Source organism: Cellulomonas sp., from assembly GCF_017744555.1.
Classification (GTDB): domain Bacteria; phylum Actinomycetota; class Actinomycetes; order Actinomycetales; family Cellulomonadaceae; genus Cellulomonas.
Map to the genome: position 1 here is coordinate 86,748 of NZ_JAGIBD010000003.1, position 23,346 is coordinate 110,093.

The window sequence follows — 23,346 nt, forward strand, 5'->3', positions numbered from 1 at the left end:
GCCTCTCCCGTCGCCGTGCGTGGCGGGCGTCCGTCCGGCAACGCGGCCGCAACCTCGTGGACGTACCCTGCCGGGCATGGCGACGACCGAGACTGGCCCGGGTCAGCAGCTCCCCGACGACCGTGAGGTGCTGACCTGGGACCTGTTCGGGGTCGCGGTCCGCGAGCTCGCGCAGGCCGTCGCGGACTCGGGGTTCGTGCCCGACGTCGTCGTCGCCGTCGCGCGCGGCGGGCTGCCGCCGGGCGGCGCGCTCGCGTACGCCCTCGGCACCAAGGCGGTCGGCACGCTCAACGTCGAGTTCTACACGGGCGTCGACGAGCGTCTGCCGGACCCGGTCGTGCTCCCTCCGCTCCTCGACACGGACGCCCTGGACGGGCTGCGGGCGCTCGTGGTGGACGACGTGGCCGACACCGGCGAGACGTTGGCGCTCGTGCAGGACCTCATGGCGGAGCACTGCGCCGAGGTGCGGACCGCGGTGCTCTACGCGAAGGCCCGGTCGGTGGTGGACCCCGCGTACGTATGGCGGCGGACCGACCGGTGGATCACGTTCCCGTGGTCCGCGCAGCCGCCGGTCACGGCCGCGCGTCGCGACGACGACCAGCACGCGCTGGCCTGAGCGCCGGGCGGCGACCGGTCGACGACGCGCACCCGTGCGTTACCCTGGCTCGCACAGGCGTCGACCCGGCCATCACCGGCGAGCCTCCGGAAGAACAGGCGGTCACGCCCCAGTAGAACCGGACGGGGCAGGCCCGTCACAGCCGCAGCAGAGTGGTCGACGACCCTGACGGGGGAGCCGGCAAGCGAGGTGGTACCGCGGTGGTCCCCTGACCGGGGGGCGATCGTCCTCGCAGCCGTGAGCGACATCGACCAGGAGACCCCCGGTGACTCCCGCCGCGAAGTACCCGCTGCACCGCCCCGACTCGCCCGTCCCGGCCTCGCCGGACCTGCCGAACCTCGAGCGCGACGTCCTGAAGTTCTGGGAGCAGGACGGCACGTTCCAGGCGTCGATCGACCAGCGTGACGCGGGCGAGCACGGCAGCAACGAGTACGTCTTCTACGACGGCCCGCCGTTCGCGAACGGCCTGCCGCACTACGGCCACCTGCTCACGGGGTACGCGAAGGACGTCGTGCCGCGCTACCAGACGATGCGCGGGCACCGGGTCGAGCGACGGTTCGGCTGGGACACGCACGGCCTGCCCGCGGAGCTCGAGGCGCAGCGCGTGCTGGGCATCACCGAGAAGTCGCAGATCGAGGATCTCGGCATCGCGAAGTTCAACGACGCGTGCCGCGCGTCGGTGCTCAAGTACACGGGCGAGTGGCGCGAGTACGTGACCCGCCAGGCACGCTGGGTGGACTTCGACCACGACTACAAGACGCTCGACACCACGTTCATGGAGTCGGCGATCTGGGCGTTCAAGCAGCTGTACGACAAGGGTCTGGCCTACGAGGGCCACCGGGTGCTGCCGTACTGCTGGGTCGACGAGACGCCGCTGTCCAACCACGAGCTGCGCATGGACGACGACGTGTACGCGTCCCGCCAGGACCCGGCGCTCACGGTCGGCCTGCGCCTCGAGACGGGCGAGCTCGCGCTCATCTGGACGACGACGCCGTGGACCCTGCCGAGCAACCTCGCCGTCGCGGTGGGGCCGGAGATCGAGTACGTCGTCGTCGAGCCCGCCGCCGACTCGCCGTTCGCGCAGGCCCACCCCGGTGAGCGCGTGCTGCTGGCCGCCCCGCGCCTCGCGGCGTACGCCCGCGAGCTGGGTGAGGCCACGGTCGTCGAGACGGTGCTCGGCGCCGACCTCGCCGGTCGCCGCTACACGCCGCCGTTCGACTACTTCGCGGGTCACGAGAACGCCCACCAGGTGCTGCTCGGCGACTTCGTCACGACCGAGGACGGCTCGGGCATCGTGCACATGGCGCCCGCCTTCGGCGAGGACGACATGGTCGCGTGCGAGGCCGCGGGGATCGCCCCGACGGTCCCGGTCGACTCGCGCGGCCGGTTCACGGTCGAGGTGCCGGACTACGAGGGCCAGCAGGTCTTCGAGGCGAACAAGCCGATCATCGCCGACCTCAAGAACGGCACGGGCCCGCTCGCGCGCACGGCCGACGGCCAGCGCGCGGTGCTCGTCCGGCACGAGACGTACGAGCACTCCTATCCGCACTGCTGGCGCTGCCGGAACCCGCTGATCTACAAGGCGGTGTCGTCCTGGTTCGTGCGCGTCACCGAGTTCCGCGACCGCATGGTCGAGCTCAACCAGGAGATCACCTGGACGCCCGAGCACATCAAGGACGGCCAGTTCGGCAAGTGGCTGTCGAACGCGCGCGACTGGTCGATCAGCCGCAACCGCTACTGGGGCACGCCGATCCCGGTGTGGGTGTCGGACGACCCGCGGTTCCCGCGCGTCGACGTGTACGGCTCGCTGGCCGAGCTCGAGGCGGACTTCAGGCGGCTCCCGACGAACGACAAGGGCGAGCCGGACCTGCACCGCCCGTTCATCGACGACCTCACGCGCCCGAACCCGGACGACCCGTCCGGCCAGGCGACGATGCGCCGCATCGCGGACGTGTTCGACGTGTGGTTCGACTCGGGCTCGATGCCGTTCGCGCAGGTGCACTACCCGTTCGAGAACGCGGACTGGTTCGAGCACCACTACCCGGGCGACTTCATCGTCGAGTACATCGGGCAGACGCGCGGCTGGTTCTACACGCTGCACGTGCTGGCCACGGCGATCTTCGACCGGCCGGCGTTCCGCAACGTGCTGTGCCACGGGATCGTGCTCGGCGACGACGGCCGCAAGGCCAGCAAGTCCCTGCGCAACTTCCCCGACCCCGCGCAGATGTGGGACGTGTACGGCTCGGACGCGGTGCGCTGGTCGCTCATGTCGTCGTCGATCCTGCGCGGCGGCAACCTCGTCGTCACCGAGGAGGGCATCCGCGACGGCGTGCGCCAGGTGCTGCTGCCGCTGTGGAGCACGTACTACTTCTTCACGCTGTACGCGGGTGCCGCGGGCGGGGGAGCGGGGTACGCGGCGAAGCCCGTCGACGCGGTGCGCGCCGAGAGCCTGCCGCCGATGGACCGGTATGTGCTGGCCCGCACGCGCGACCTCGTCACGACGGTCACGTCGCACCTCGACGCGTACGACATCGCGGCCGCGTGCGAGGCTGTCCGTGAGCACCTCGACGTGCTGACCAACTGGTACGTGCGCACGCAGCGGGACCGGTTCTGGGCGGAGGACGCGGACGCGTTCGACACGCTCTGGACGAGCCTCGAGGTGCTCAACCGCGTCATGGCGCCGCTCGCGCCGCTCCTCACGGAGGAGGTCTGGCGTGGCCTGACGGGTGGCCGAAGCGTGCACCTGGAGGACTGGCCCACGGCCGACGAGGCCGGTCTGGTGGCGGACGACGCGCTCGTCGCCGCGATGGACGAGGTCCGCTCGGTCGTGTCGACCGCGCTCGGCCTGCGCAAGGCCGCGGGCGTCCGCGTGCGGCAGCCGCTGCGCACGCTCACGGTCGCGGTCGAGGACCCGTCGGCCCTCGCGCCGTACGTGGGCCTGCTCGCGGGCGAGCTCAACGTCAAGGCCGTCGACCTCGTGCCTGCCGACGCGGGTGCCGCCGAGCGGTTCGGCATCACGCAGCGGCTCGCGGTGAACGCCCGTGCCGCCGGTCCGCGCCTCGGTCGTGGGGTGCAGGCCGTCATCCAGGGTGCGAAGGCCGGCGCGTGGCGCACGGATGCGCAGGGTGCAGTCGTCGTGACGGTGGCCGACGGCACCGACGTCGCGCTCGAGCCCGCCGAGTACGAGCTCACGACCGTCGTGGCGTCGGCGGAGGACGGCTCCGCGGCGGCCGCCGTCCTCGCGGGCGGCGGGTTCGTCGTCCTCGACCTCGGGCTCGACGACGACCTGCGCGCCGAGGGCTACGCGCGCGACGTCGTCCGGGCCGTGCAGGACGCGCGCAAGGCCGCGGGCCTGCAGGTCGGCGACCGCATCGTGCTGCAGCTCGACGTCCCCGCCGAGCACGTCCCGGCGGTCGAGGCGCACCGTGAGTTCATCGGCCGCGAGACGCTCGCGGTGTCCATCGAGGTGGCGCCGGCCGCGGCGCTGCAGGTGGCCGTCGCCGCCGTCGAGGCAGGCGGGTACGAGGCATGAGCAAGCGCGACAAGGGCGCCGATCACCTGCGCGCCCAGCAGGCACGTGAGGCGCGCGACGCCGCCGACGAGGTCTACCAGGCGATCCTGGCGCGCGCCCCCGAGCACGACATCGACCCGACGCTCGACCGCGTCCGGGCCGTGTGCGAGCTCATGGGCGATCCGCAGAAGGCGTACCGGACCATCCACCTGACCGGCACGAACGGCAAGACGTCGACGAGCCGCATGGTCGAGCGGCTGCTGCGCGAGCACGGCCTGCGCACCGGCCGGTTCACGAGCCCGCACCTCACACGCGTCACCGAGCGCATCGCGATCGACGGCGAGCCGATCAGCGACGAGCGGTTCGTCGAGGTGTGGCAGGACGTCGCACCGTACGTCCACCTGGTCGACACGCGGTCGGCGGAGCGCGGCGAGCCGCGGCTGTCGTTCTTCGAGGTGTTCACGGTGATGGCGTTCGCGGCCTTCGCCGACGCGCCCGTGGACGTGGCGGTGGTCGAGGTCGGCCTCGGCGGGCGTTGGGACTCGACGAACGTCGTCGACGGCGAGGTCGCGGTCGTCACGCCGATCGCGATGGACCACGAGCGGTACCTGGGCGACACGCTCGTCGAGATCGCGTCGGAGAAGTCGGGGATCATCAAGGACGGCGCGACGCTCGTGATGGCCCGCCAGCAGGAGGACGTCGAGGGCGTGCTCCTCGCGGCGGCGGCCGAGCACGGCGCCCGGGTGATCCGCGAGGAGGTCGACGTCGCGGTCGTCGAGCGCGCCGTGGCCGTCGGCGGCCAGCTGCTCACGCTGCGCGGCACGGGCGGCGTGTACACCGACGTGTTCCTTCCGCTGCACGGCGAGTTCCAGGCCCACAACGCGCTGCTCGCCCTGGTCGCCGTCGAGGCGTTCCTCACCGGGGGAGCGGCGCTCGGCGCCGGCGTGGTCGAGGCGGCGTTCGCGGACGTCAGCTCGCCGGGCCGCATGGAGATCGTCCGGACCAGCCCCACGGTCATCGTCGACGGCGCGCACAACCCGGCCGGTGTCGAGGCGCTCGTCGAGTCGCTCGAGGAGGCGTTCCACTTCCAGCGGGTGGTCGGCGTGGTCGGCGTCATGGCGGACAAGGACCCCGAGGGGATCCTGGCACTGCTCGAGCCCGTGCTGGCCGAGGTCGTCGTCACGCGAGCCTCGACGTCGCGCGCGCTGGACCCCGAGGAGCTCGCCGAGGTCGCGCGCGACGTCTTCGGCGAGGACCGCGTGCACGTGGCGGAGCGGCTCGACGACGCGGTGGACCTCGCGGCCGCCCGTGCGGAGCGCGACGTCGAGCGAGGCGCCGCGGTGCTCGTGACGGGCTCGATCGTGCTGGTGGCGGAGGCGCGGATCCTGCTGGGCCGTCCCTGACGTCCTGCAGCGGCGCCTGCACGAACGTGCAGGCGCCGTGCAAGCCCTCCCGCTTGACGCCCCCGGAGGCCGCCGTGAGGGTGAGGTACGTCGGGGACGTCGCCGTCCCGACGGCTTCGCAGGGGAGCCCGGAGAAGGGATGACCAGCGTGAAGAAGCTCATCAACGACCCGCAGAACGTCGTCGCCGAGTCCCTGGAGGGCTTCGCGGCGGCGCACGCCGACGTCGTCGCGGTCCACACGGACCCGCCGTTCGTCACGCGTGCGGGCGGCACGACGGCCGGCAAGGTCGGGCTCGTCAGCGGCGGGGGCAGCGGGCACGAGCCGCTGCACGCCGGGTTCGTCGGTGTCGGCATGCTCGACGCGGCGGTGCCGGGCGCCGTGTTCACGTCCCCGACGCCGGACCAGATCGCCCCGGCCCTGCAGGCCGCGGACGGCGGCAAGGGCGTGCTCGCGATCGTCAAGAACTACACGGGCGACGTGCTCAACTTCGAGACCGCCGCCGAGCTCGCCGACGCCGAGGGCGTCACGGTCCGGTCGGTCGTCGTCAACGACGACGTGGCCGTCGAGGACTCGCTGTACACCGCCGGCCGCCGCGGTGTCGCCGGCACGGTCGCCGTCGAGAAGATCGCGGGCGCCGCCGCCGAGCGCGGCGACGACCTGGACGCGGTGGTCGCGGTCGCCGAGAAGGTGATCGCGAACGTCCGGTCCATGGGTGTCGCGCTCACGGCCTGCACGGTCCCGCACGCCGGCAAGCCGAGCTTCGACCTGCCCGAGGACGAGATCGAGATCGGCATCGGCATCCACGGCGAGCCCGGCCGCCGTCGCATCCCGCTCGCGGGCGCCGACGAGATCACCGAGATGCTGCTCACCCCCGTCGCGGACGACCTCGGCCTGACGGGCGGCGAGAAGGTGCTGCTGTTCGTCAACGGGATGGGGGGCACGCCCGCGTCCGAGCTGTACGTCGTCTATCGTCGGGCACGCGCGTTGCTGGCCGAGCGCGGGGTGGAGGTCATCCGGTCGCTGGTCGGCAACTACGTGACATCACTGGAGATGCAGGGCGCGTCGGTCACCGTGCTGCGGCTGGACGACGAGCTGACGGCCCTGTGGGACGCGCCCGTCCACACGACCGCCCTGCGTTGGTGACAGCGTCGGCCGGGCCGTGGCCGGACATCGACGACGGGCGAGGGAGCGTGGGCATGACGCTGGACGTGGCGTGGGCGGTGGACTGGGTCCGACGTTCCGCGGACGCGGTCGCCGAGCACCGTGAGGAGCTCATCGAGCTCGACCGGCAGATCGGCGACGGCGACCACGGCGAGAACCTCAACCGCGGGTTCACGGCGGTCGTGGCGAAGCTCGACGCGCTCGAGGAGCCGCCCGGCGAGATCGGCGACGTCCTCAAGCTCGTCGCGACGACCCTGATGTCGACCGTCGGGGGAGCGGCCGGCCCGCTGTACGGGACGGCGTTCCTGCGGGCGGCGAAGGCGACCGCGGTACCCGAGCTCGACACCAAGGGCGTCGTCGCGCTGCTCGAGGCGGCGCTCGAGGGCATCGTCGTGCGCGGCAAGGCGCGGACCGGCGAGAAGACGATGGTCGACGCGTGGACCCCGGCGTCCGAGGCGGCCGCGGCCGCGTCCGACGCCGGTGCGTCGGCCGCGGAGGCGCTCGAGGCTGCCGCGCAGGCGGCGGCGGACGGTGCGCAGGCGACGATCCCGCTCGTCGCGACGAAGGGCCGTGCGAGCTATCTCGGCGAGCGGTCGGCCGGGCACCTCGACCCCGGGGCGCGCTCCACGGAGCTCATCCTGCAGGCCGCGGCGCAGGCGGCCGCGTGAGCGAGCGCGAGCCTGCCCCCGTCGCCCTGGTGCTCGTGTCGCACTCGCGCGCCATCGCCGAGGGCGCGGTCGACCTCGCCGGGCAGATGGCGCCGGGTGTGCTGCTGCTCGCCGCGGGCGGCACCGACGACGGCGGCCTGGGCACGAGCTACGACGCGGTCGAGGCGGCGGTGACGCGGGCCGTGGCGGACGGCCGGTCCGCGGTGGTGCTGGCCGACCTCGGGTCGGCCGTGCTCACGGCGGAGTCGGTGCTCGACCTGGCGGACCCGGACGTCGCCGAGCGGGTCCGGATCGCCGACGCGCCGTTCGTCGAGGGGGCCGTGGCGGCGGCGGTGACCGCGCACGGCGGTGCCGACCTCGACCGGGTGCTCGCGGCGGCCGAGCACGCCGGCACGATGTTCGGCGGCGACCAGGTGCGGCCCGCTGCGGTCGAGGCAGCGGCTGACGACGGCGTCGTGCGCGGCGCGGTCACGCTCCGCAACCCGCTGGGCCTGCACGCGCGGCCGGCGGCGATCGTCGCCCGCATGCTCGCGGCCTACGACGCGAAGGTCCGGATCAACGGCGCGAACGCGGCGAGCGTGCTCGAGCTCATGAAGCTGGGCGCGACGCAGGGCGACGAGCTGACGATCGAGGTCGAGGGTCCGCAGGCCACCGAGGCGCGCGACGCGCTCGTCGCGGCCGTGCAGGAGGGCTTCGGCGAGGTCTGACGAGCGGGGTGATCCTGCTCACGGTGACCGATTTGCACGGGGTGCAAAGTTGCACGGGGTGTAATGTTGCACCTCGTGCAGCAAGTTGACGCGTCCGTGGACGCCCCCGAGCAGGACGAGCGCCCCACGCTCGCCGAGCTCGCGAGCGCGCTCGGCCTGCGGGAACGCAAGAAGCGGGCGCGCCGTGAGCAGCTCATCGACGCCACGCACCGGCTCGTCGAGCGCGACGGCCTGGACGCCGTGACGGTCGAGGCGATCTGCGAGGCCGCGGGCGTGTCCGTCCGCACGTTCTTCAACTACTTCGAGTCGAAGGACGACGCGGTGCTCGGCCACACGCCGTGGCCGCTCGCGTCGGAGGCGGCGGACGTGTTCGCCGCGGGCGGCCCCACCGGCCACCTGCTGCCCGACCTCGAGCACCTCGTCACCGCGGTGCTCGACGACCCACCCATGGGCCGCAGCCGGCTCGCCCGGGCCCTCGAGCTCGCCAGCCGCGAGCCCCGGCTGCTCGCCAAGCACCTCGCCTGGATGGAGCAGCACAAGGGACAGCTCGTCGAGCTCGTCGAGCGCCGGCTCGGCGACGAGCCCGGCCACTCGCCGGACGTCGTCGCGGCGTTCGCGCTGTTCCTCACGCACGTCACGTTCATGCGCTGGGACGCCGCCGGTGGCCAGGGCCGCGCGCCCGACCACGTCGCGTCCGTCGTGCGCGAGCTGCGCAGCCTGCTCACCGACTGATCTCCCCGACACCGCACCGCACCGCCCCCACCACGCAAGGAATCCGCATGGCCACCGCCACCCTCGACGCGAGCGCACCCGACAAGCCGCTCATCGTCCTCACGCCGCGCACCGTCTGGCTCATCTTCGGCGCCCTCATGGCGAGCATGTTCCTGTCGTCGCTCGACCAGTCGATCGTCGGCACCGCGATGCCGACGATCGTCGGCGAGCTCAACGGCGTCGAGCACCAGGGCTGGGTCGTCACCGCCTACATCCTGGCGATCGCGATCGTCATGCCGCTCTACGGGAAGTTCGGCGACCTGTGGGGGCGGCGTTGGCCGTTCCTCGTCGCCGTCGGCCTGTTCGTCGCCGGCTCGACCGTCGCGGGCTTCGCCGCGTCGTTCGGCTGGCTCGTCGTCGGCCGCGGCATCCAGGGCCTCGGCGGCGGCGGCCTGATGATCCTGTCGCAGGCGATCATCGCCGACATCGTGCCCGCCAAGGACCGCGGCAAGTACATGGGCCCCATGGGCGCCCTGTTCGGCATCGCGGCCGTCATCGGCCCGCTCCTCGGCGGCCTGTTCACGCAGCACGCCGACTGGCGCTGGTGCTTCTGGCTCAACATCCCGATCGGCATCGCGGCGTTCGTCGTCGCGTGGTTCACGCTCAAGCTCCCGACGCACCGCTCGGAGAAGAAGATCGACGTCGCGGGCGCGTTCTTCCTCGTCGTCGCCACGTCCGGCCTCGTGCTGGCGACGAGCTGGGACAGCTGGACCGGCAAGAAGGGCTACGACTGGAGCGAGCCCGGCCTGATCGCGCTCGTGGTCGGCACGCTCGTGTCGATCGCCGCGTTCATCATGATCGAGCTCCGCGCGAGCGAGCCGATCCTGCCGCTGCGCCTGTTCAAGAACCCGACGTTCACCATCGCGACCCTCATCGGGCTGATCCTCGGTGCGGGCATGTTCTCGGCCCTCGCGTTCCTGCCGACGTTCCTGCAGATGTCGACCGGCGCCGGCGTCACCGAGTCCGGCTTCCTCATGCTGCCGATGATGGTCGGTGTCATGCTCACCGCGATCGGCTCCGGCATCGCGATCACGAAGACCGGTCGCTACAAGGTGTACCCGGTCGTCGGCCTCGCGATCACCGCGGCGGGCGTTGCGTGGCTCACGCAGATCACCGGTGACATGTCGATGTGGCTGTTCGGCGCGATGATCTTCGTCCTCGGCGCCGGCATGGGCCTCGTGATGCAGACGATCGTGCTGGCCGTGCAGAACTCGGTCGACCCGCACGAGATCGGCACCGCGACGAGCTCGAACAACTTCTTCCGAGAGATCGGCGCGGCCGTCGGCACCGCGGTGTTCAGCACGATGTTCACGTCGCGCCTCACCGAGAACCTCGCCGACGTGTTCAAGGACGTGCCGGCCGGCACGGGTGGCGACGCCTCGAGCCTGACGCCGGCTGCCGTGCAGCAGCTGCCTGAGCCGTTCCGCACCGGCGTCGTCGACGCGTTCACGAACTCGCTCGCCCCGGCGTTCTGGTACGTCGTGCCGATCGTGCTCGTCGGCCTCGTGCTGGCGATCTTCCTCAAGGAGGTCAAGCTGTCCGACGTCGCCGGCATGGTGGCGCGCGGCGAGGCGCTCGCGGCCGACGGCAGCGGTGTCGCCGCGATCGACGAGGCGGACCTGGTCGACGGTGCGGTCGTGCTCGACACGCTCTCCGCGCCCGTCGACGAGCAGGCCGACGAGCCGGCCGACGAGGCCGACGTCACGGACGTGCCGGCCCCGCACGGCGCGCTGGACGACGCCGCAGGTGAGGACCTCGACGCCGAGCTCGCGGCCCTCACGGGGGACGACGTCGCGGACGGCGACGCGCCGGCCCGCCGGTAGCCTGGCCCGATGAGCTCGACCCCGCCGGCCGTGCGCCGCAAGACGCCCGCGAAGCCTCAGTTCACCAAGACGATCCTCGTGCTCGAGGCGGTGCTGGTGTTCTTCGCGACGCTCGTGGCGTACGGCCTGGCGGTGGGCGACCCGAGCCGCCCCTGGTCCACCACCGCGGTGTGGTGGGTCGGGGGCGGGCTGTCGGTCGTCCTGATCCTGCTGTCCGGGATGGTGTCGCGGCCCGGCGGCTACGCCCTCGGGTGGGTCGCGCAGGGGCTCGTGCTCGCCGGCGGGTTCGTGGTCCCGATGATGTTCGTCGTGGGCGGTGTGTTCGTCGTGCTGTGGGTCGTCGCCCTGCGGCTCGGCGGGCGCATCGACCGCGAGCGCGCGGAGTACGACGCCGCGCACCCGGGCGCCGTCGGCCCCTGACGTCCACCGGACGGCCACCGGTCGTTCCCCGGCTCCCCGTTAGGGTGACGCCATGACTGACGCACCCGCCACGCAGCGCACCCTCGTCCTCGTCAAGCCCGACGGCGTCCGTCGCGGCCTGGTCGGCGAGATCGTGCGGCGGATCGAGGCCAAGGGCTACACCCTCGTCGCCGCCGAGCTGAGGCAGGCCGACGACGCGCTGCTCGCCGAGCACTACGCCGAGCACGCCGGCAAGCCGTTCCTCACGCCGCTGATCGAGTTCATGAGCTCGGGCCCGGTGCTGGCGGTCGTCGTCGAGGGTCACCGCGTGATCGAGGGCTTCCGCTCGCTCGCGGGCGCCACCGACCCGACCGTCGCGCTGCCCGGCACGATCCGCGGTGACCTGGCCCGCGACTGGGGTCTCAAGGTCATCCAGAACCTCGTGCACGGCTCGGACGGCGAGGAGTCGGCCGCCCGCGAGATCGCCCTCTGGTTCCCGAGCCTCTGAGCAGCCGCACCGCCGAGCGGGTGGGCCTCCCGGGAGGGGCGCCGCCCGCGCCTTAGGCTTCGTGCGTGCACCTCAAGACCCTCACCCTGCGGGGGTTCAAGTCGTTCGCCTCGGCCACGACGCTGAACTTCGAGCCGGGTGTCACCTGCGTCGTCGGGCCCAACGGGTCGGGCAAGTCCAACGTCGTCGACGCGCTCGCGTGGGTCATGGGGGAGCAGGGCGCCAAGTCGCTGCGCGGCGGCAAGATGGAGGACGTCATCTTCGCCGGCACCTCCGGCCGCCCGCCGCTCGGCCGGGCCGAGGTGTCGCTCACGATCGACAACGCCGACGGCGCGCTGCCGATCGAGTACTCCGAGGTGACGATCTCGCGGACGCTGTTCCGCAGCGGCGGCTCCGAGTACGCGATCAACGGCCAGGGCTGCCGGCTGCTCGACATCCAGGACCTCCTGTCGGACTCGGGCCTGGGCCGCGAGATGCACGTGATCGTCGGGCAGGGTCAGCTCGACGCGGTCCTCCGGGCGACCCCCGAGGAGCGCCGCGGGTTCATCGAGGAGGCCGCGGGCGTCCTCAAGCACCGCAAGCGCAAGGAGAAGGCGCTCCGCAAGCTCGAGGCGATGCAGGCCAACCTCACGCGCCTGGCCGACCTGACGGGCGAGATCCGCCGCCAGCTCGGCCCGCTCGGCCGCCAGGCGGAGGTCGCCCGCAAGGCCGCGGTCGTGCAGTCGGACCTGCGCGACGCGCGTGCCCGGCTGCTCGCCGACGACCTCGCGCAGCTCACGGCTACGCTCGAGCAGGAGATCGCGGACGAGACGGCCGTGCGCGCCGAGCGCGAGCGTGTCGAGCAGCTCCTCACCGAGCAGCGGGCGCTGCTCGCGACGCTCGAGCGGCAGGCCGCCGAAGCGGCACCGGCGCTGAGCGAGGCGAGCGAGGTCTGGTACCGGCTGTCGTCGCTGCGCGAGCGGCTGCGGGGGACGTCGTCCCTGGCCGCCGACCGCGTGCGGCTGCTGGGGTCGGCGGGTGGCGAGCGCAGCGGCGGGTCCGATCCCGACGACCTCGCGCGCCAGGCCGAGCGGGTGCGCTCCGCGGAGGCCGAGCTGGCCGCGGAGGTCGAGCTCGCCCGCGTCGCGCTCGAGGCGGCGGTGACGGCCCGCCAGGAGGCCGAGCAGGAGGCGGGGGCCGCCGAGAAGGCGCTCGCGACCGCGCTGCGCGGAGCCGCCGACCGTCGTGAGGGTGTCGCGCGCCTCGCCGGCCAGGTCGCCGCGCGTCGCAGCCGTGTCGAGGCCACGCAGGCGGAGCTCGGCCGTCTCCGGGAGGCGCTCGCCGCCGCGGAGAGGCGCGGCCAGGAGGCCAGCACCCAGTTCACCGCGCTCGAGTCACAGGTCGCAGGCGTCGAGGAGGGCGAGGAGGGTCTCGACGCCGAGCACGAGTCGGCGGCCGAGGCGCTCGACGCGGCGACCGAGCACCTCACGTCGCTCCAGGAGCAGCTCGGTGCAGCCGACCGGGAGCAGGCGACGCTGACGTCGCGCGCCGAGACGCTCGAGCTGAGCCTGCTGCGCAAGGACGGCGCCGGTGCGCTGCTCGCCGCGGACGGCCTGACCGGCACCATCGGTTCGGTCGCGGCGCTGCTGCAGGTCGACCCGCGCGACGAGGAGGCCATCGTCGCGGCGCTCGGAGCGACGGCCGACGCCGTGGCCGTCGAGTCGGTCGACGCCGCCGTCGACGCGCTGCGCTACCTGCGTACCGAGGACGCCGGTCGTGCCACGTTGCTCGTGGCCGGCGGCGGCACGGCCGCGCCGCGCCCGCCCCTCCCGGACGGCGTCGAGCGTGCGACCGACCTCGTGCGCGCACCGGCCCACGTGCAGGCCACCGTCGAGGCGCTGCTCGTCGACGTCGTCGTGGTCGACGACCTCGCGACTGCACGGTCCGTCGTCGCGGACCGCCCGGACCTCGTCGTCGCGACGCGCTCGGGCGACGTGCTGTCCCGGCACCGCGCGTCGGGTGGCTCCGCGACCGCGCCGAGCGCGCTGCACCTGCAGGCTGCGCTCGACCAGGCCCGGTCGGGCGCGCAGGAGGCGGCCGCGACGGCCGAGCGCCTGCGGTTCGAGATCGCCGCCGCCACCGAGGCGCAGACCGCGGCGCAGGCGGCGTACGACGCGACGCTCGAACGGCTCAACGAGTCCGACGCGGCGCTCGCCGCGGTCGCCGAGCAGCTCGGCCACCTGGGTTCGACGGCGCGTGCGGCCCGTGCCGAGGCGGAGCGCGTCGAGGCGTCGCTCGCGGTCGCGTCGCGCACGCTCGAGGCCGACACCGCCGAGCTCGCCGAGCTCACCGCGCGACTCGCTGCCGCCGAGGTGGAGCCCGCCGAGAGCGAGGCCGCGATCGTCGAGGGCGGTGAGCTGCGCGACCGGCTCGCCGAGCTCGCGACGGGCGCCCGGACCCGCGAGACCGAGGCCCGCCTGACGCTGCGCACGAGCGAGGAGCGGGCCCGGGCGCTGTCCGGCCGGGCCGAGTCGCTCGAGCGGGCGGCCCGCGCCGAGCGCGTCGCCCGCGAGAAGGCCGCCGAGCGCGAGCGAGCCCGTGCGCGCCAGGTCGCGGTCGCGCTGGCCGTCCGGGACGGCGCCCAGCAGGCGCTGAGCGTGCTGGACGAGTCGCTGCGGCGAGCGTCGGCCGAACGGGACGCGGCCGAGCAGGCCCGCGCCGAGCGGGACGCCCTCCTGACCGCGACGCGCACCGAGGTCGACGCGCGTGCCGCGGAGCTCGGCCGGCTCACCGACGTCGCGCACCGCGACGAGGTCGCCCGCACGCAGCAGCGCCTGCGCATCGAGCAGCTGCAGGCCCGGTCGATCGAGGAGCTCGGCCTCGACCCGGCCGTGCTGCTCGAGGAGTTCGGGCCGCACCAGGACGTGCCGGTCGTGCACCCGCCGGGCACCGAGGTCGACCCGGACGCGCCGACGGCCGTGCCGTACGTGCGCGAGCAGCAGGAGAAGCGGCTCAAGGCCGCCGAGCGGGCGTTGTCGCTGCTCGGTCGCGTCAACCCGCTCGCGCTGGAGGAGTTCGCCGCGCTCGAGGAGCGCCACCAGTTCCTCACCGAGCAGCTCGCGGACCTCAAGAAGTCCCGCCTCGACCTCCTGGAGATCGTCAAGGAGATCGACGAGCGCGTCGAGCAGGTGTTCGCCGACGCGTACCGCGACACCGCCGCGGCGTTCGACGTCGTGTTCCCGCGGCTGTTCCCGGGCGGCGAGGGCCGCCTCGTGCTGACCGACCCGGACGACATGCTCACGACCGGCATCGACGTCGAGGCCCGGCCCGCGGGCAAGAAGGTCAAGCGCCTGTCGCTGCTGTCGGGCGGTGAGCGCTCGCTCACCGCGGTCGCGATGCTCGTCGCGATCTTCAAGGCCCGGCCGAGCCCGTTCTACGTGATGGACGAGGTCGAGGCCGCGCTCGACGACGCGAACCTCGGCCGCCTGCTGGAGATCTTCCGTGAGCTGCAGGAGGACTCCCAGCTCATCGTCGTGACGCACCAGAAGCGGACGATGGAGATCGCCGACGCGCTGTACGGCGTGACCATGCGCGGCGACGGGGTGACGACGGTGATCAGCCAGCGGATGCGCGAGGACGTCGCGGTCTGACCTGTCGCGCGCGATGTGGAGATTGTGTGCGCCTTGCCGGGCAACCGGGTGGGCCGCGCTGCCACGGCGCCGACGGCATCGGAGACTAGGGGTGTGGCCGTCCTTGTCGCAGTCCTCGTCGCCCTGATCGTCGCCGCCGCCGTGCTCCTCGTCGCGAGCGCGGTGGGCGGGGGCGCGTCCGACGACGGCCGAGGTCCGCTGCGCAGCTTCCGCGCCGGGCTCGCCGCGCGCAAGCACCCCGACGCGGAGCAGCGCGAGGCCGCGCTCGCCGCCGCCGCGGAGCCCGTCGACGTCTCGCTCGACGAGCTGCTCAGCGCGAATGCGGAGGACGGCGCCGCGTACCTGGACGTCGACGAGCTCGGCGCCACGCTGAGCCGTGCACGCGAGCGCGCCGCACGCGTGCTGCCGCTGCCGCGCCGCAGCTGACGTCCGCGGGCCCCGACGTGCGGCACCACGGGCGGTGTGACGGCGCGCACGACGAGCCGGCTCGCGCACGCGCCCGGACGGACGACAGACTGGCCCGGTGAACCCCGACACCCTGACCTGGCTGCTCGCAGCCGGTGTGCCGATCGCCCTCGCCGTCACCGTCGTCACCGCGGTGGTCCGCCGCCGCTTCGGGACGGGCATCGGTCCGCAGGGACCGACCGGTCCGTCCGCGCAGGACGACGCGCAGCGGCCGGCGGCCGCGACCGGTACCGCCGTCCTCGACAGGCCCGGGCAGGCCCCGGTCGGGGAGGCGCCCGCCGAGGTGCCCGCTGCCGAGGCGCCGCCCGTGGAGGCGCCCGAGGCCGCCGTCGAGCCCGAGCTCGAGGTCCCGGCGCCCGTCGCGGGCCGGCTCGCACGCCTCCGGGGGCGGCTCGCCCGCTCCGGCTCGCCGCTCGGTGCGCGCCTGCTCGCCGTCCTGTCCCGCGACCACCTCACGGAGGACGACTGGGACGAGCTCGAGGAGACGCTGCTCCTCGCGGACGTGGGCGCCGGCCCGACGTCGGACCTCATCGAGGCGCTCCGCACCCGGGTGCGCGTCGAGGGCCTGCGCGAGCCGGGTCAGGTCCGGGCGCTGCTGCGCGAGCAGCTGCTCGCGCTCGTCGACCCGTCGCTCGACCGCACGCTCCACACCGCACCGTCCACCGCGGCCGACGGGTCGCACGTGCCCGCGGTGGTGCTCGTCGTCGGCGTCAACGGCACCGGCAAGACCACGACCGTGGGCAAGCTCGCCCGCGTCCTGGTCGCGGAGGACCGCACGGTGCTGCTCGGCGCGGCCGACACGTTCCGCGCCGCGGCCGCCGACCAGCTCCAGACGTGGGGCTCGCGCGTCGGCGTGCACACCGTCCGCTCGGACCGCGACGGTGCCGACCCCGCGGCGGTCGCTTTCGACGCGGCCAAGCAGGGCCGGGCAGAGGGGGTCGACGTCGTGCTCGTCGACACCGCGGGCCGCCTGCAGAACAAGGCCGGCCTCATGGACGAGCTCGGCAAGATCACGCGCGTCCTCACGCGCGAGGCGCCGCTCGCCGAGGTGCTCCTGGTGCTCGACGCCACGACCGGCCAGAACGGTCTCAACCAGGCGCGCGTGTTCGGCGAGGTCGCGGGCGTCACCGGCATCGTGCTGACGAAGCTCGACGGCACCGCCAAGGGCGGCATCGTCGTGGCCGTCCAGCGCGAGCTCGGCGTGCCCGTGAAGCTCGTGGGGCTCGGCGAGGGGCCGGACGACCTCGCACCGTTCGACCCGGAGGAGTTCGTCGACGGCATCCTGCAGGGCTGACGGGCCTGGACGTCCGCCCAGGCCGAAACGGACTGTTTACACCGACGTGCGCCTTGTCACACGCCCGTAACGCGTCACGCGTTCGCGAGTAACCCGCCTCCCCGAAGGTTGTCCCCGTCCGGCCGACCGGTCGGGGAGTGGAGAAGCGAACGATGGACTTCACCTTGGACTCCGGCAACACGGCGTGGATGCTCATCTCCGCCGTGATCGTCCTCATGATGACGGTGCCGGCCCTGGCGTTCTTCTACGGCGGCATGGTCCGCGGCAAGTCCGTCCTCAACATGCTGATGATGAACTTCATCGCCGCGGGGACGGTTGGCCTGGTCTGGGTGCTGTACGGGTACTCGATGACGTTCGGTGGGCACACCACCGGCTTCGGGCAGTTCGTGGACAACCCGTTCGAGTACTTCGGCCTGGTCGGTCTGACGGACGACAAGAGCCTCCTGGCGGCGACCGGTGTCCCCGCCCTCGTCGTGGTCGCGTTCCAGGCGACGTTCGCGGTGATCACGGTGGCCCTGATCTCGGGCGCGATCGCCGACCGGATCAAGTTCGGCTCCTGGATCGCGTTCACGGTGATCTGGGTGACCGCGGTGTACTTCCCGATGGCCCACATGGTGTGGGGCGGCGGGTTCCTCGGCATCGGCGGCAAGGTCTCCGAGTGGCTGTCGACCCCCATCGACTTCGCCGGTGGCACGGTCGTCCACATCAACGCCGGTGCCGCGGGCCTCGCGCTGGCGATCCTGCTCGGCCGCCGCAAGGGCTGGCCGACGTCCCCGATCCGCCCGCACAACCTGCCGTACGTGATGCTCGGCGCGGCTCTGCTGTGGGTCGGCTGGTTCGGCTTCAACGCCGGCTCCGAGGGCGCTGCTGACGGCACCGCGGGCCGCGCGTGGATCAACACGTTCGTCGCCACCTGCGTCGCGATGATCACCTGGCTCCTCACCGAGAAGGTCCGCGACGGGCACGCCACGTCGCTCGGTGCCGCCTCGGGCGTCGTCGCCGGTCTGGTCGCGATCACCCCGGCCGCCGCGGCCGTCGACTCGTTCGGGGCCATCGCGATCGGCGCGATCGCCGGTGTCGCCTGCGCCCTCGCGGTCGGCCTGAAGTTCAAGTTCGGCTTCGACGACGCGCTCGACGTGGTCGGCGTCCACCTCGTCGGTGGCATCACCGGCACCGTCCTCATCGGGTTCCTCGCCACCAACAAGCAGGGTGCGTGGTACCCGGACGGCGCGCAGAGCGGTCTCTTCTACGGTGGCGGTGTGACCCAGCTGATCTCGCAGATCGTGGTCGCCGCGTTCGCCGTGGTGTTCTCCTTCGTGATGACCTACGTCATCGGCCTCATCATCAAGGCCATCACCGGCCTGCGGGTGAGCGAGGAGGACGAGGTCTCCGGCATCGACCTGGCAGTGCACGGTGAGACGGCGTACGAGACCCTGGACGGTTCCCGGGTCCTGACGGAGGTGAACTGATGACGAAGCTCGTGACGGCGGTCATCCAGCCGCACCGGCTGGACGACGTGAAGTCGGCCCTCGAGGCGGCCGGTGTGCGCGGCCTCACGGTGAGCGAGGCGAGCGGCTACGGCCGCCAGCGCGGACACACCGAGGTCTACCGCGGTGCGGAGTACACCGTGGACCTCGTGCCGAAGGTCAAGATCGACGTGCTGGTGGCCGACGAGGACGCCTACGGCGTCACCGAGGTCGTCATCAAGGCGGCGCAGACCGGCAAGATCGGCGACGGCAAGGTCTGGGTCGTGCCGGTCGAGGACGTGGCTCGCGTCCGCACCGGTGAGCACGGCGACGACGCGCTCTGACGAGGACGGTCGCACGCACCGCATGACACAGCAACGGCCGCCCGCGGGGGGCGCGGCCGAGCACGGTTCGTCCGAGGTCCCGCACCCCGCCGCCATCGGGGTGCGGGACCTCCGCGTCGAACGGCTCGAGCTCGCGGCCCGCCTCACGGGCCCGCAGTCCGACGGGGTCGCCCGTCGCGCCGCCATCGTCGACCTGGTGCGCACGCGCCTCGCCGAGCTCTGGGACGAGGCGACGCAGGGCGAGGACGTCGCGGGCGTCGCCCTCGGCGCCGTCGGGAGCGTCGGGCGCGGGGACGCGAGCCCCGTGAGCGACCTCGACCTGCTCCTGGTCCACGAGGGCCGCGGGCACCCGCCCGAGCAGCTGCAGGCCATCGCGCAGCGGCTCTGGTACCCGATCTGGGACGCCGGCCTGGACCTCGACCACTCCGTGCGCTCGCTCGCGCAGTGCCGCCAGGTCGCGTCCAAGGACCTGCCGGCCGCGGTCGGCCTGCTCGACCTGCAGCCCGTCGCGGGCGACGCGGTGGTGATCGCGCGGGCGAGGTCGGCCCTGCTGGAGGACTGGCGTGACGCGGCCCGCCGCCGGCTGCCCGAGCTCCTCGCGTCGACCCGCCAGCGCGCGGACCGGCACGGCGAGCTCGCGTACCTGCTGGAGCCCGAGCTCAAGGAGGCCCGCGGCGGCATCCGCGACGCCGTGGTGCTGAGCGCGCTGGCCGCGACGTGGCTCACCGACCGACCACACGGCGCGGTCGACGCCGCGTACGCGCACCTGCTCGACGTGCGCGACACGGTCCAGGTCGCGACCCGGCGGCACACCAACCGGCTGCTGCTCGCGGACCAGGACGAGGTCGCGGCGCTCGTCGGGTTCGACGACCGGGACGACCTCGTCGCCAGCATCGCGGAGGCGGGGCGCGTCATCTCGTACGCGCTCGACACGACGGCCCGCAACGCGCGTCAGGCGCTGCAGCGCCCGGTCCGCAAGCCCGTGCTGGTGCGCGGCCGACGGACCGCGCCGCGCCTGCGGGCGATCGCGGAGGACCTCGTCGAGCACGACGGCGAGATCGTGCTGGCCGTCGACGCGCGGCCCGCCGAGGACCCGCTGCTGTCCCTGCGCGCGGCGGCGACCGCGGCCCGCACGGGGCTGGCCCTGTCACCGGTCACGGTCGCGAGCCTCACGGCCACGCCGCCGCTCCCGACGCCGTGGCCCAAGGTCGCGCGCACCTACCTGCTGCAGCTGCTCGGGTCGGAGCAGGCGCAGGTGCCGATCTGGGAGGCCCTGGACCTGGCGGGCGTCGTGACCACGTGGATCCCCGAGTGGGCGGCCGTCCGGAACCGCCCGCAGCGCTCGCCCGTGCACCGGCACACCGTCGACCGGCACCTCGTGGAGACCGTCGCGCGGGCGGGTCGGGTCCGCCGGGAGGTCGAGCTCGGCGACACCCTGCTGCTCGCGGCCCTGCTGCACGACATCGGCAAGCGTGCGGGTGCGGGGGACCACTCGGTCGAGGGCGCGCGCCTCGCGGGGCCGATCGTGCTCCGGATGGGGTTCGACGAGGACGTCGCGGCCGACGTCGTCCGCTTGGTCCGCGAGCACCTCACGCTCGTCGACCTCGCGACGACCGCGGACCACGACGACCCCGCGACGGTCGCCCGCCTGCTCGACGCCGTCGACCACCGTGCCGACCTGCTCGAGGTGCTGCGCGCCCTCACGGAGGCCGACGCGTCGGCCGCCGGGCCTGCGGCGTGGAGCGCGTGGCGCGGCACGCTCGTCGACGACCTCGCCGCACGGGCCCGCCGCGAGCTGGCAGGTACGCTGGACCGTCCGTGATCCCTGACGTGTGAGGACCACCCGGTGTTCGCCACCCTGTCCGACCGACTGACGTCGACCTTCAAGAACCTGCGCAGCAAGGGCCGTCTGTCCGAGGCGGACATCGACGCGACCGTGCGCGAGATCCGGCGTGCGCTGCTCGACGCCGACGTGGCGGTCCCGGTCGTCCGGTCGTTCACGGGCGCGATCCGGGAGCGCGCGCTGTCGGTCGAGGTGTCCGGCGCGCTCAACCCGGCGCAGCAGGTCGTCAAGATCGTCAACGACGAGCTCATCTCGATCCTCGGCGGCCAGACGCGCCCGCTCACGTTCGCGAAGCGCCCGCCGACGGTCATCCTGCTCGCGGGTCTGCAGGGTGCCGGCAAGACGACGCTCGCGGGCAAGCTCGCGCTGCACCTCAAGGCGCAGGGCCACACCCCGCTGCTCGTCGCGGCCGACCTGCAGCGCCCCAACGCCGTGACGCAGCTGCAGGTGGTCGGCGAGCGGGCCGGCGTGCCGGTGTTCGCGCCGCACCCGGGCAACCAGGGCTCCGACGACGTCATGCCGTTCGGCGCCGACCCGGTCGCCGTCGCGCGGCAGGGCCTCGAGACGGCCCGGACCAAGCAGCACGACGTGCTCATCGTGGACACCGCGGGCCGCCTCGGCGTGGACGCCGAGCTCATGCGGCAGGCGTCCGACATCCGCGACGCGGTCGAGCCCGACGAGATCCTCTTCGTGATCGACGCGATGATCGGCCAGGACGCGGTGACGACCGCGCAGGCCTTCGCGGACGGCGTCGGCTTCACCGGCGTCGTGCTGTCGAAGCTCGACGGCGACGCGCGCGGTGGTGCCGCCCTGTCGGTCGCGAGCGTCACGGGCAAGCCGATCCTCTATGCGAGCACGGGCGAGAAGCTCACCGACTTCGAGGTCTTCCACCCCGACCGCATGGCGTCGCGCATCCTCGACATGGGTGACGTCCTCACGCTCATCGAGCAGGCCGAGAAGGCGTTCGACGCCGAGCAGGCCGAGAAGATGGCCGGCAAGATCGCGTCCGGCCAGGACTTCACGCTCGAGGACTTCCTCGTGCAGATGCAGCAGCTGCGCAAGCTCGGCCCGCTCAAGAACATGCTCGGGATGCTTCCGGGGATGGGCCAGATGCGGGAGGCCATCGACTCGTTCGACGAGCGCGAGGTCAACCGCATCGAGGCGATGATCCAGTCGATGACGCCCGCCGAGCGGCACAACCCGAAGATCATCAACGGGTCGCGCCGCTCGCGCATCGCCAAGGGGTCGGGCACCACCGTCACGGACATCAACCAGCTCATCGAGCGGTTCGACAGCGCGCAGAAGATGATGCGCCACATGGCCAAGGGCGGCGCGATGCCGGGGATGCCGGGCATGGGGAGCCTGCCGGGCACGGGAAAGAAGTCGCGCGGCCGGGCCGCAGCGCCGGCACCGCGTCGGACCAAGGGGAAGTCGGGCAACCCCGCGAAGCGGGCCGAGCAGGAGCGTGCCGCGCTGGACCGGTCCTCGTCCGCACCCGCCGCCGCGCCCGGGTCGGCCTTCGGGCTGGGGGCACCGCAGGAGCCCGAGCAGGTGGACCCGTCGGCGCTCAAGCTCCCGGCCGGGCTGGACAAGTTCCTCGGTCGCTGACCCGTGACCGTCCTGCACCTGCGCGGCACGGTCGTCCTCGACGACGACCGTGAGGTGCCCGAGGCCTGGGTCGTCGGGGACCGGCTGACGTTCACGCGCCCGTCCGCGCCGGTCACCGGCGTGCTCGAGGGCTGGGTGCTGCCCGGACTCGTCGACGTGCACTGCCACATCGGCCTGGCCGCGGACGGACCGGTCGACGACGGCACCGCGGAGAAGCAGGCGTTGGCCGACCGCGACTCGGGCGTGCTGCTCGTGCGGGACGCCGGGTCGCCCGCCGACACCGGGTGGGTCCACGACCGCGACGACCTGCCCCGCCTGATCCGCGCCGGCCGGCACCTCGCGCTGTCGAAGCGCTACCTGCGGCACTACGGTCGCGAGCTGGCCTCGGTCGACGCGCTGCCCGACGCGGTCCGCGAGGAGGCCGCGCGCGGCGACGGCTGGGTCAAGCTCGTCGCCGACTGGATCGACCGGGACCTCGGCGCCGACGGCGACCTGCGTCCCCTGTGGCCGCGCGACGTGCTCGTCGAGGCCGTCGCCGCCGCGCACGCAGCCGGCGCCCGGGTCACGGCGCACACGTTCGCGACAGAGGCCCTCGACGACCTGCTCGACGCGGGCGTCGACTGCCTGGAGCACGCCACGGGCGCGACGCCCGACCAGGTCGACCGGATCGCGGCGGCCGGCATCCCTGTCACGGCGACCCTGCTGCAGATCGCCCAGTTCGAGAACATCGCGGCGCAGGGGGAGCAGCGCTACCCGCGCTTCGCCGCGCGCATGCGTGCCCTGCACGCCCACCGGTACGACCTGGTCCGCAGCCTGCACGAGGCCGGCGTCCCGGTGCTCGTCGGCACCGACGCGGGCGGCACGATCGGCCACGGCCGGATCGCCGACGAGGCCGCCGAGCTCGTCCGGGCGGGCATACCGGACCGCGACGTCGTGGCGGCGGCGAGCTGGCGCACGCGCGCGTGGCTCGGCGTGCCGAGCATCGACGAGGGCGAGAGCGCCGACGTCGTGGTCTTCGGTGCCGACCCGCGGGCGGACGTCGGCGTGCTCTCCGACCCGCGTGCCGTCGTGCTCCGCGGCGTGCCGACGGCGCCGCTGCGCTGACGTCGCCCTCGGACGTCGACCGCGG

Annotated in this window: 18 protein-coding genes; all 18 read left to right on the top strand. The window is 73.5% G+C overall.

All coding sequences use genetic code 11. From position 1 onward, the window contains the following. Positions 1-76 precede the first annotated feature (76 nt). The 18 genes from J7523_RS03920 to J7523_RS04005 all read left to right on the top strand — a co-directional run bounded on the left by J7523_RS03920 (position 77) and on the right by J7523_RS04005 (position 23,321). Positions 77-616 carry a phosphoribosyltransferase gene (locus J7523_RS03920; RefSeq protein ID WP_291882529.1) on the top strand — a complete coding sequence of 180 codons (540 nt, stop codon included), beginning with the start codon at positions 77-79 and terminating at the stop codon, positions 614-616. A 265-nt stretch (positions 617-881) separates the two neighbouring features. After that, positions 882-4,148 (top strand): isoleucine--tRNA ligase, encoded by a 3,267-nt coding sequence (gene ileS, locus J7523_RS03925; RefSeq protein ID WP_291882530.1) that lies wholly within the window; start codon positions 882-884, stop codon positions 4,146-4,148. Continuing rightward, on the top strand, positions 4,145-5,530 hold the full coding sequence (locus tag J7523_RS03930; RefSeq protein WP_291882538.1) for a folylpolyglutamate synthase/dihydrofolate synthase family protein: 1,386 nt from the start codon (positions 4,145-4,147) through the stop codon (positions 5,528-5,530). Before ileS ends, J7523_RS03930 begins: the two co-directional genes overlap by 4 nt. Before the next feature lie 148 nt (positions 5,531-5,678). Continuing rightward, on the top strand, positions 5,679-6,674 hold the full coding sequence (gene dhaK / locus J7523_RS03935) for a dihydroxyacetone kinase subunit DhaK (RefSeq protein WP_291882642.1): 996 nt from the start codon (positions 5,679-5,681) through the stop codon (positions 6,672-6,674). A 53-nt stretch (positions 6,675-6,727) separates the two neighbouring features. Continuing rightward, positions 6,728-7,360, top strand: coding sequence for a dihydroxyacetone kinase subunit DhaL (dhaL, locus tag J7523_RS03940; protein ID WP_291882540.1), 633 nt, complete (start codon positions 6,728-6,730; stop codon positions 7,358-7,360). Continuing rightward, positions 7,357-8,067, top strand: coding sequence for a dihydroxyacetone kinase phosphoryl donor subunit DhaM (gene dhaM / locus J7523_RS03945; RefSeq protein ID WP_291882543.1), 711 nt, complete (start codon positions 7,357-7,359; stop codon positions 8,065-8,067). Before dhaL ends, dhaM begins: the two co-directional genes overlap by 4 nt. 75 nt (positions 8,068-8,142) lie before the next feature. Beyond that, a complete protein-coding gene (locus tag J7523_RS03950; protein WP_291882545.1) occupies positions 8,143-8,799 on the top strand; it encodes a TetR/AcrR family transcriptional regulator in 657 nt (218 codons plus the stop codon). A gap of 47 nt (positions 8,800-8,846) precedes the next feature. Then, positions 8,847-10,661, top strand: a complete 1,815-nt coding sequence (locus tag J7523_RS03955; protein ID WP_291882548.1) for an MDR family MFS transporter — start codon at positions 8,847-8,849, stop codon at positions 10,659-10,661. A 9-nt stretch (positions 10,662-10,670) separates the two neighbouring features. Then, positions 10,671-11,081 (top strand): DUF4233 domain-containing protein, encoded by a 411-nt coding sequence (locus tag J7523_RS03960; protein WP_291882550.1) that lies wholly within the window; start codon positions 10,671-10,673, stop codon positions 11,079-11,081. Between the two features lie 52 nt (positions 11,082-11,133). Beyond that, positions 11,134-11,568 carry a nucleoside-diphosphate kinase gene (ndk, locus tag J7523_RS03965; RefSeq protein WP_291882553.1) on the top strand — a complete coding sequence of 145 codons (435 nt, stop codon included), beginning with the start codon at positions 11,134-11,136 and terminating at the stop codon, positions 11,566-11,568. A gap of 65 nt (positions 11,569-11,633) precedes the next feature. Then, entirely contained in the window at positions 11,634-15,197 is a 3,564-nt protein-coding gene (smc, locus tag J7523_RS03970) for a chromosome segregation protein SMC (protein ID WP_291882556.1), read from the top strand. Positions 15,198-15,290: 93 nt separating this feature from the next. After that, the gene (locus tag J7523_RS03975; RefSeq protein ID WP_291882559.1) at positions 15,291-15,623 is read left to right on the top strand and encodes a hypothetical protein; all 333 of its coding nucleotides are present in this window, start codon (positions 15,291-15,293) and stop codon (positions 15,621-15,623) included. A 97-nt stretch (positions 15,624-15,720) separates the two neighbouring features. Further along, positions 15,721-16,956 carry a signal recognition particle-docking protein FtsY gene (gene ftsY / locus J7523_RS03980; RefSeq protein WP_291882562.1) on the top strand — a complete coding sequence of 412 codons (1,236 nt, stop codon included), beginning with the start codon at positions 15,721-15,723 and terminating at the stop codon, positions 16,954-16,956. Positions 16,957-17,108: 152 nt separating this feature from the next. Next, positions 17,109-18,425, top strand: coding sequence for an ammonium transporter (locus J7523_RS03985; protein ID WP_291882565.1), 1,317 nt, complete (start codon positions 17,109-17,111; stop codon positions 18,423-18,425). Next, positions 18,425-18,766 carry a P-II family nitrogen regulator gene (locus tag J7523_RS03990; protein ID WP_203754917.1) on the top strand — a complete coding sequence of 114 codons (342 nt, stop codon included), beginning with the start codon at positions 18,425-18,427 and terminating at the stop codon, positions 18,764-18,766. The genes J7523_RS03985 and J7523_RS03990 overlap by 1 nt, the downstream gene beginning before the upstream one ends. A gap of 22 nt (positions 18,767-18,788) precedes the next feature. After that, positions 18,789-20,588: a [protein-PII] uridylyltransferase gene (locus J7523_RS03995; RefSeq protein WP_291882573.1), complete on the top strand. Its 1,800-nt coding sequence runs from the start codon at positions 18,789-18,791 to the stop codon at positions 20,586-20,588. Positions 20,589-20,612: 24 nt separating this feature from the next. After that, positions 20,613-22,217 carry a signal recognition particle protein gene (ffh, locus tag J7523_RS04000; RefSeq protein WP_291882576.1) on the top strand — a complete coding sequence of 535 codons (1,605 nt, stop codon included), beginning with the start codon at positions 20,613-20,615 and terminating at the stop codon, positions 22,215-22,217. A gap of 3 nt (positions 22,218-22,220) precedes the next feature. After that, a complete protein-coding gene (locus tag J7523_RS04005) occupies positions 22,221-23,321 on the top strand; it encodes an amidohydrolase family protein (protein ID WP_291882579.1) in 1,101 nt (366 codons plus the stop codon). Positions 23,322-23,346 lie beyond the last annotated feature (25 nt).

Bases quoted from the DNA above. Each gene is read 5' to 3' on its own strand.
- J7523_RS03920 (WP_291882529.1), top strand. From the start codon at position 77: ATGGCGACGACCGAGACTGGCCCGGGTCAGCAGCTCCCCGACGACCGT.
- J7523_RS03930 (WP_291882538.1), top strand. From the start codon at position 4,145: ATGAGCAAGCGCGACAAGGGCGCCGATCACCTGCGCGCCCAGCAGGCA.
- dhaL (WP_291882540.1), top strand. From the start codon at position 6,728: ATGACGCTGGACGTGGCGTGGGCGGTGGACTGGGTCCGACGTTCCGCG.
- J7523_RS03955 (WP_291882548.1), top strand. From the start codon at position 8,847: ATGGCCACCGCCACCCTCGACGCGAGCGCACCCGACAAGCCGCTCATC.
- J7523_RS03960 (WP_291882550.1), top strand. From the start codon at position 10,671: ATGAGCTCGACCCCGCCGGCCGTGCGCCGCAAGACGCCCGCGAAGCCT.
- ndk (WP_291882553.1), top strand. From the start codon at position 11,134: ATGACTGACGCACCCGCCACGCAGCGCACCCTCGTCCTCGTCAAGCCC.
- J7523_RS03985 (WP_291882565.1), top strand. From the start codon at position 17,109: ATGGACTTCACCTTGGACTCCGGCAACACGGCGTGGATGCTCATCTCC.
- J7523_RS03990 (WP_203754917.1), top strand. From the start codon at position 18,425: ATGACGAAGCTCGTGACGGCGGTCATCCAGCCGCACCGGCTGGACGAC.
- J7523_RS03995 (WP_291882573.1), top strand. From the start codon at position 18,789: ATGACACAGCAACGGCCGCCCGCGGGGGGCGCGGCCGAGCACGGTTCG.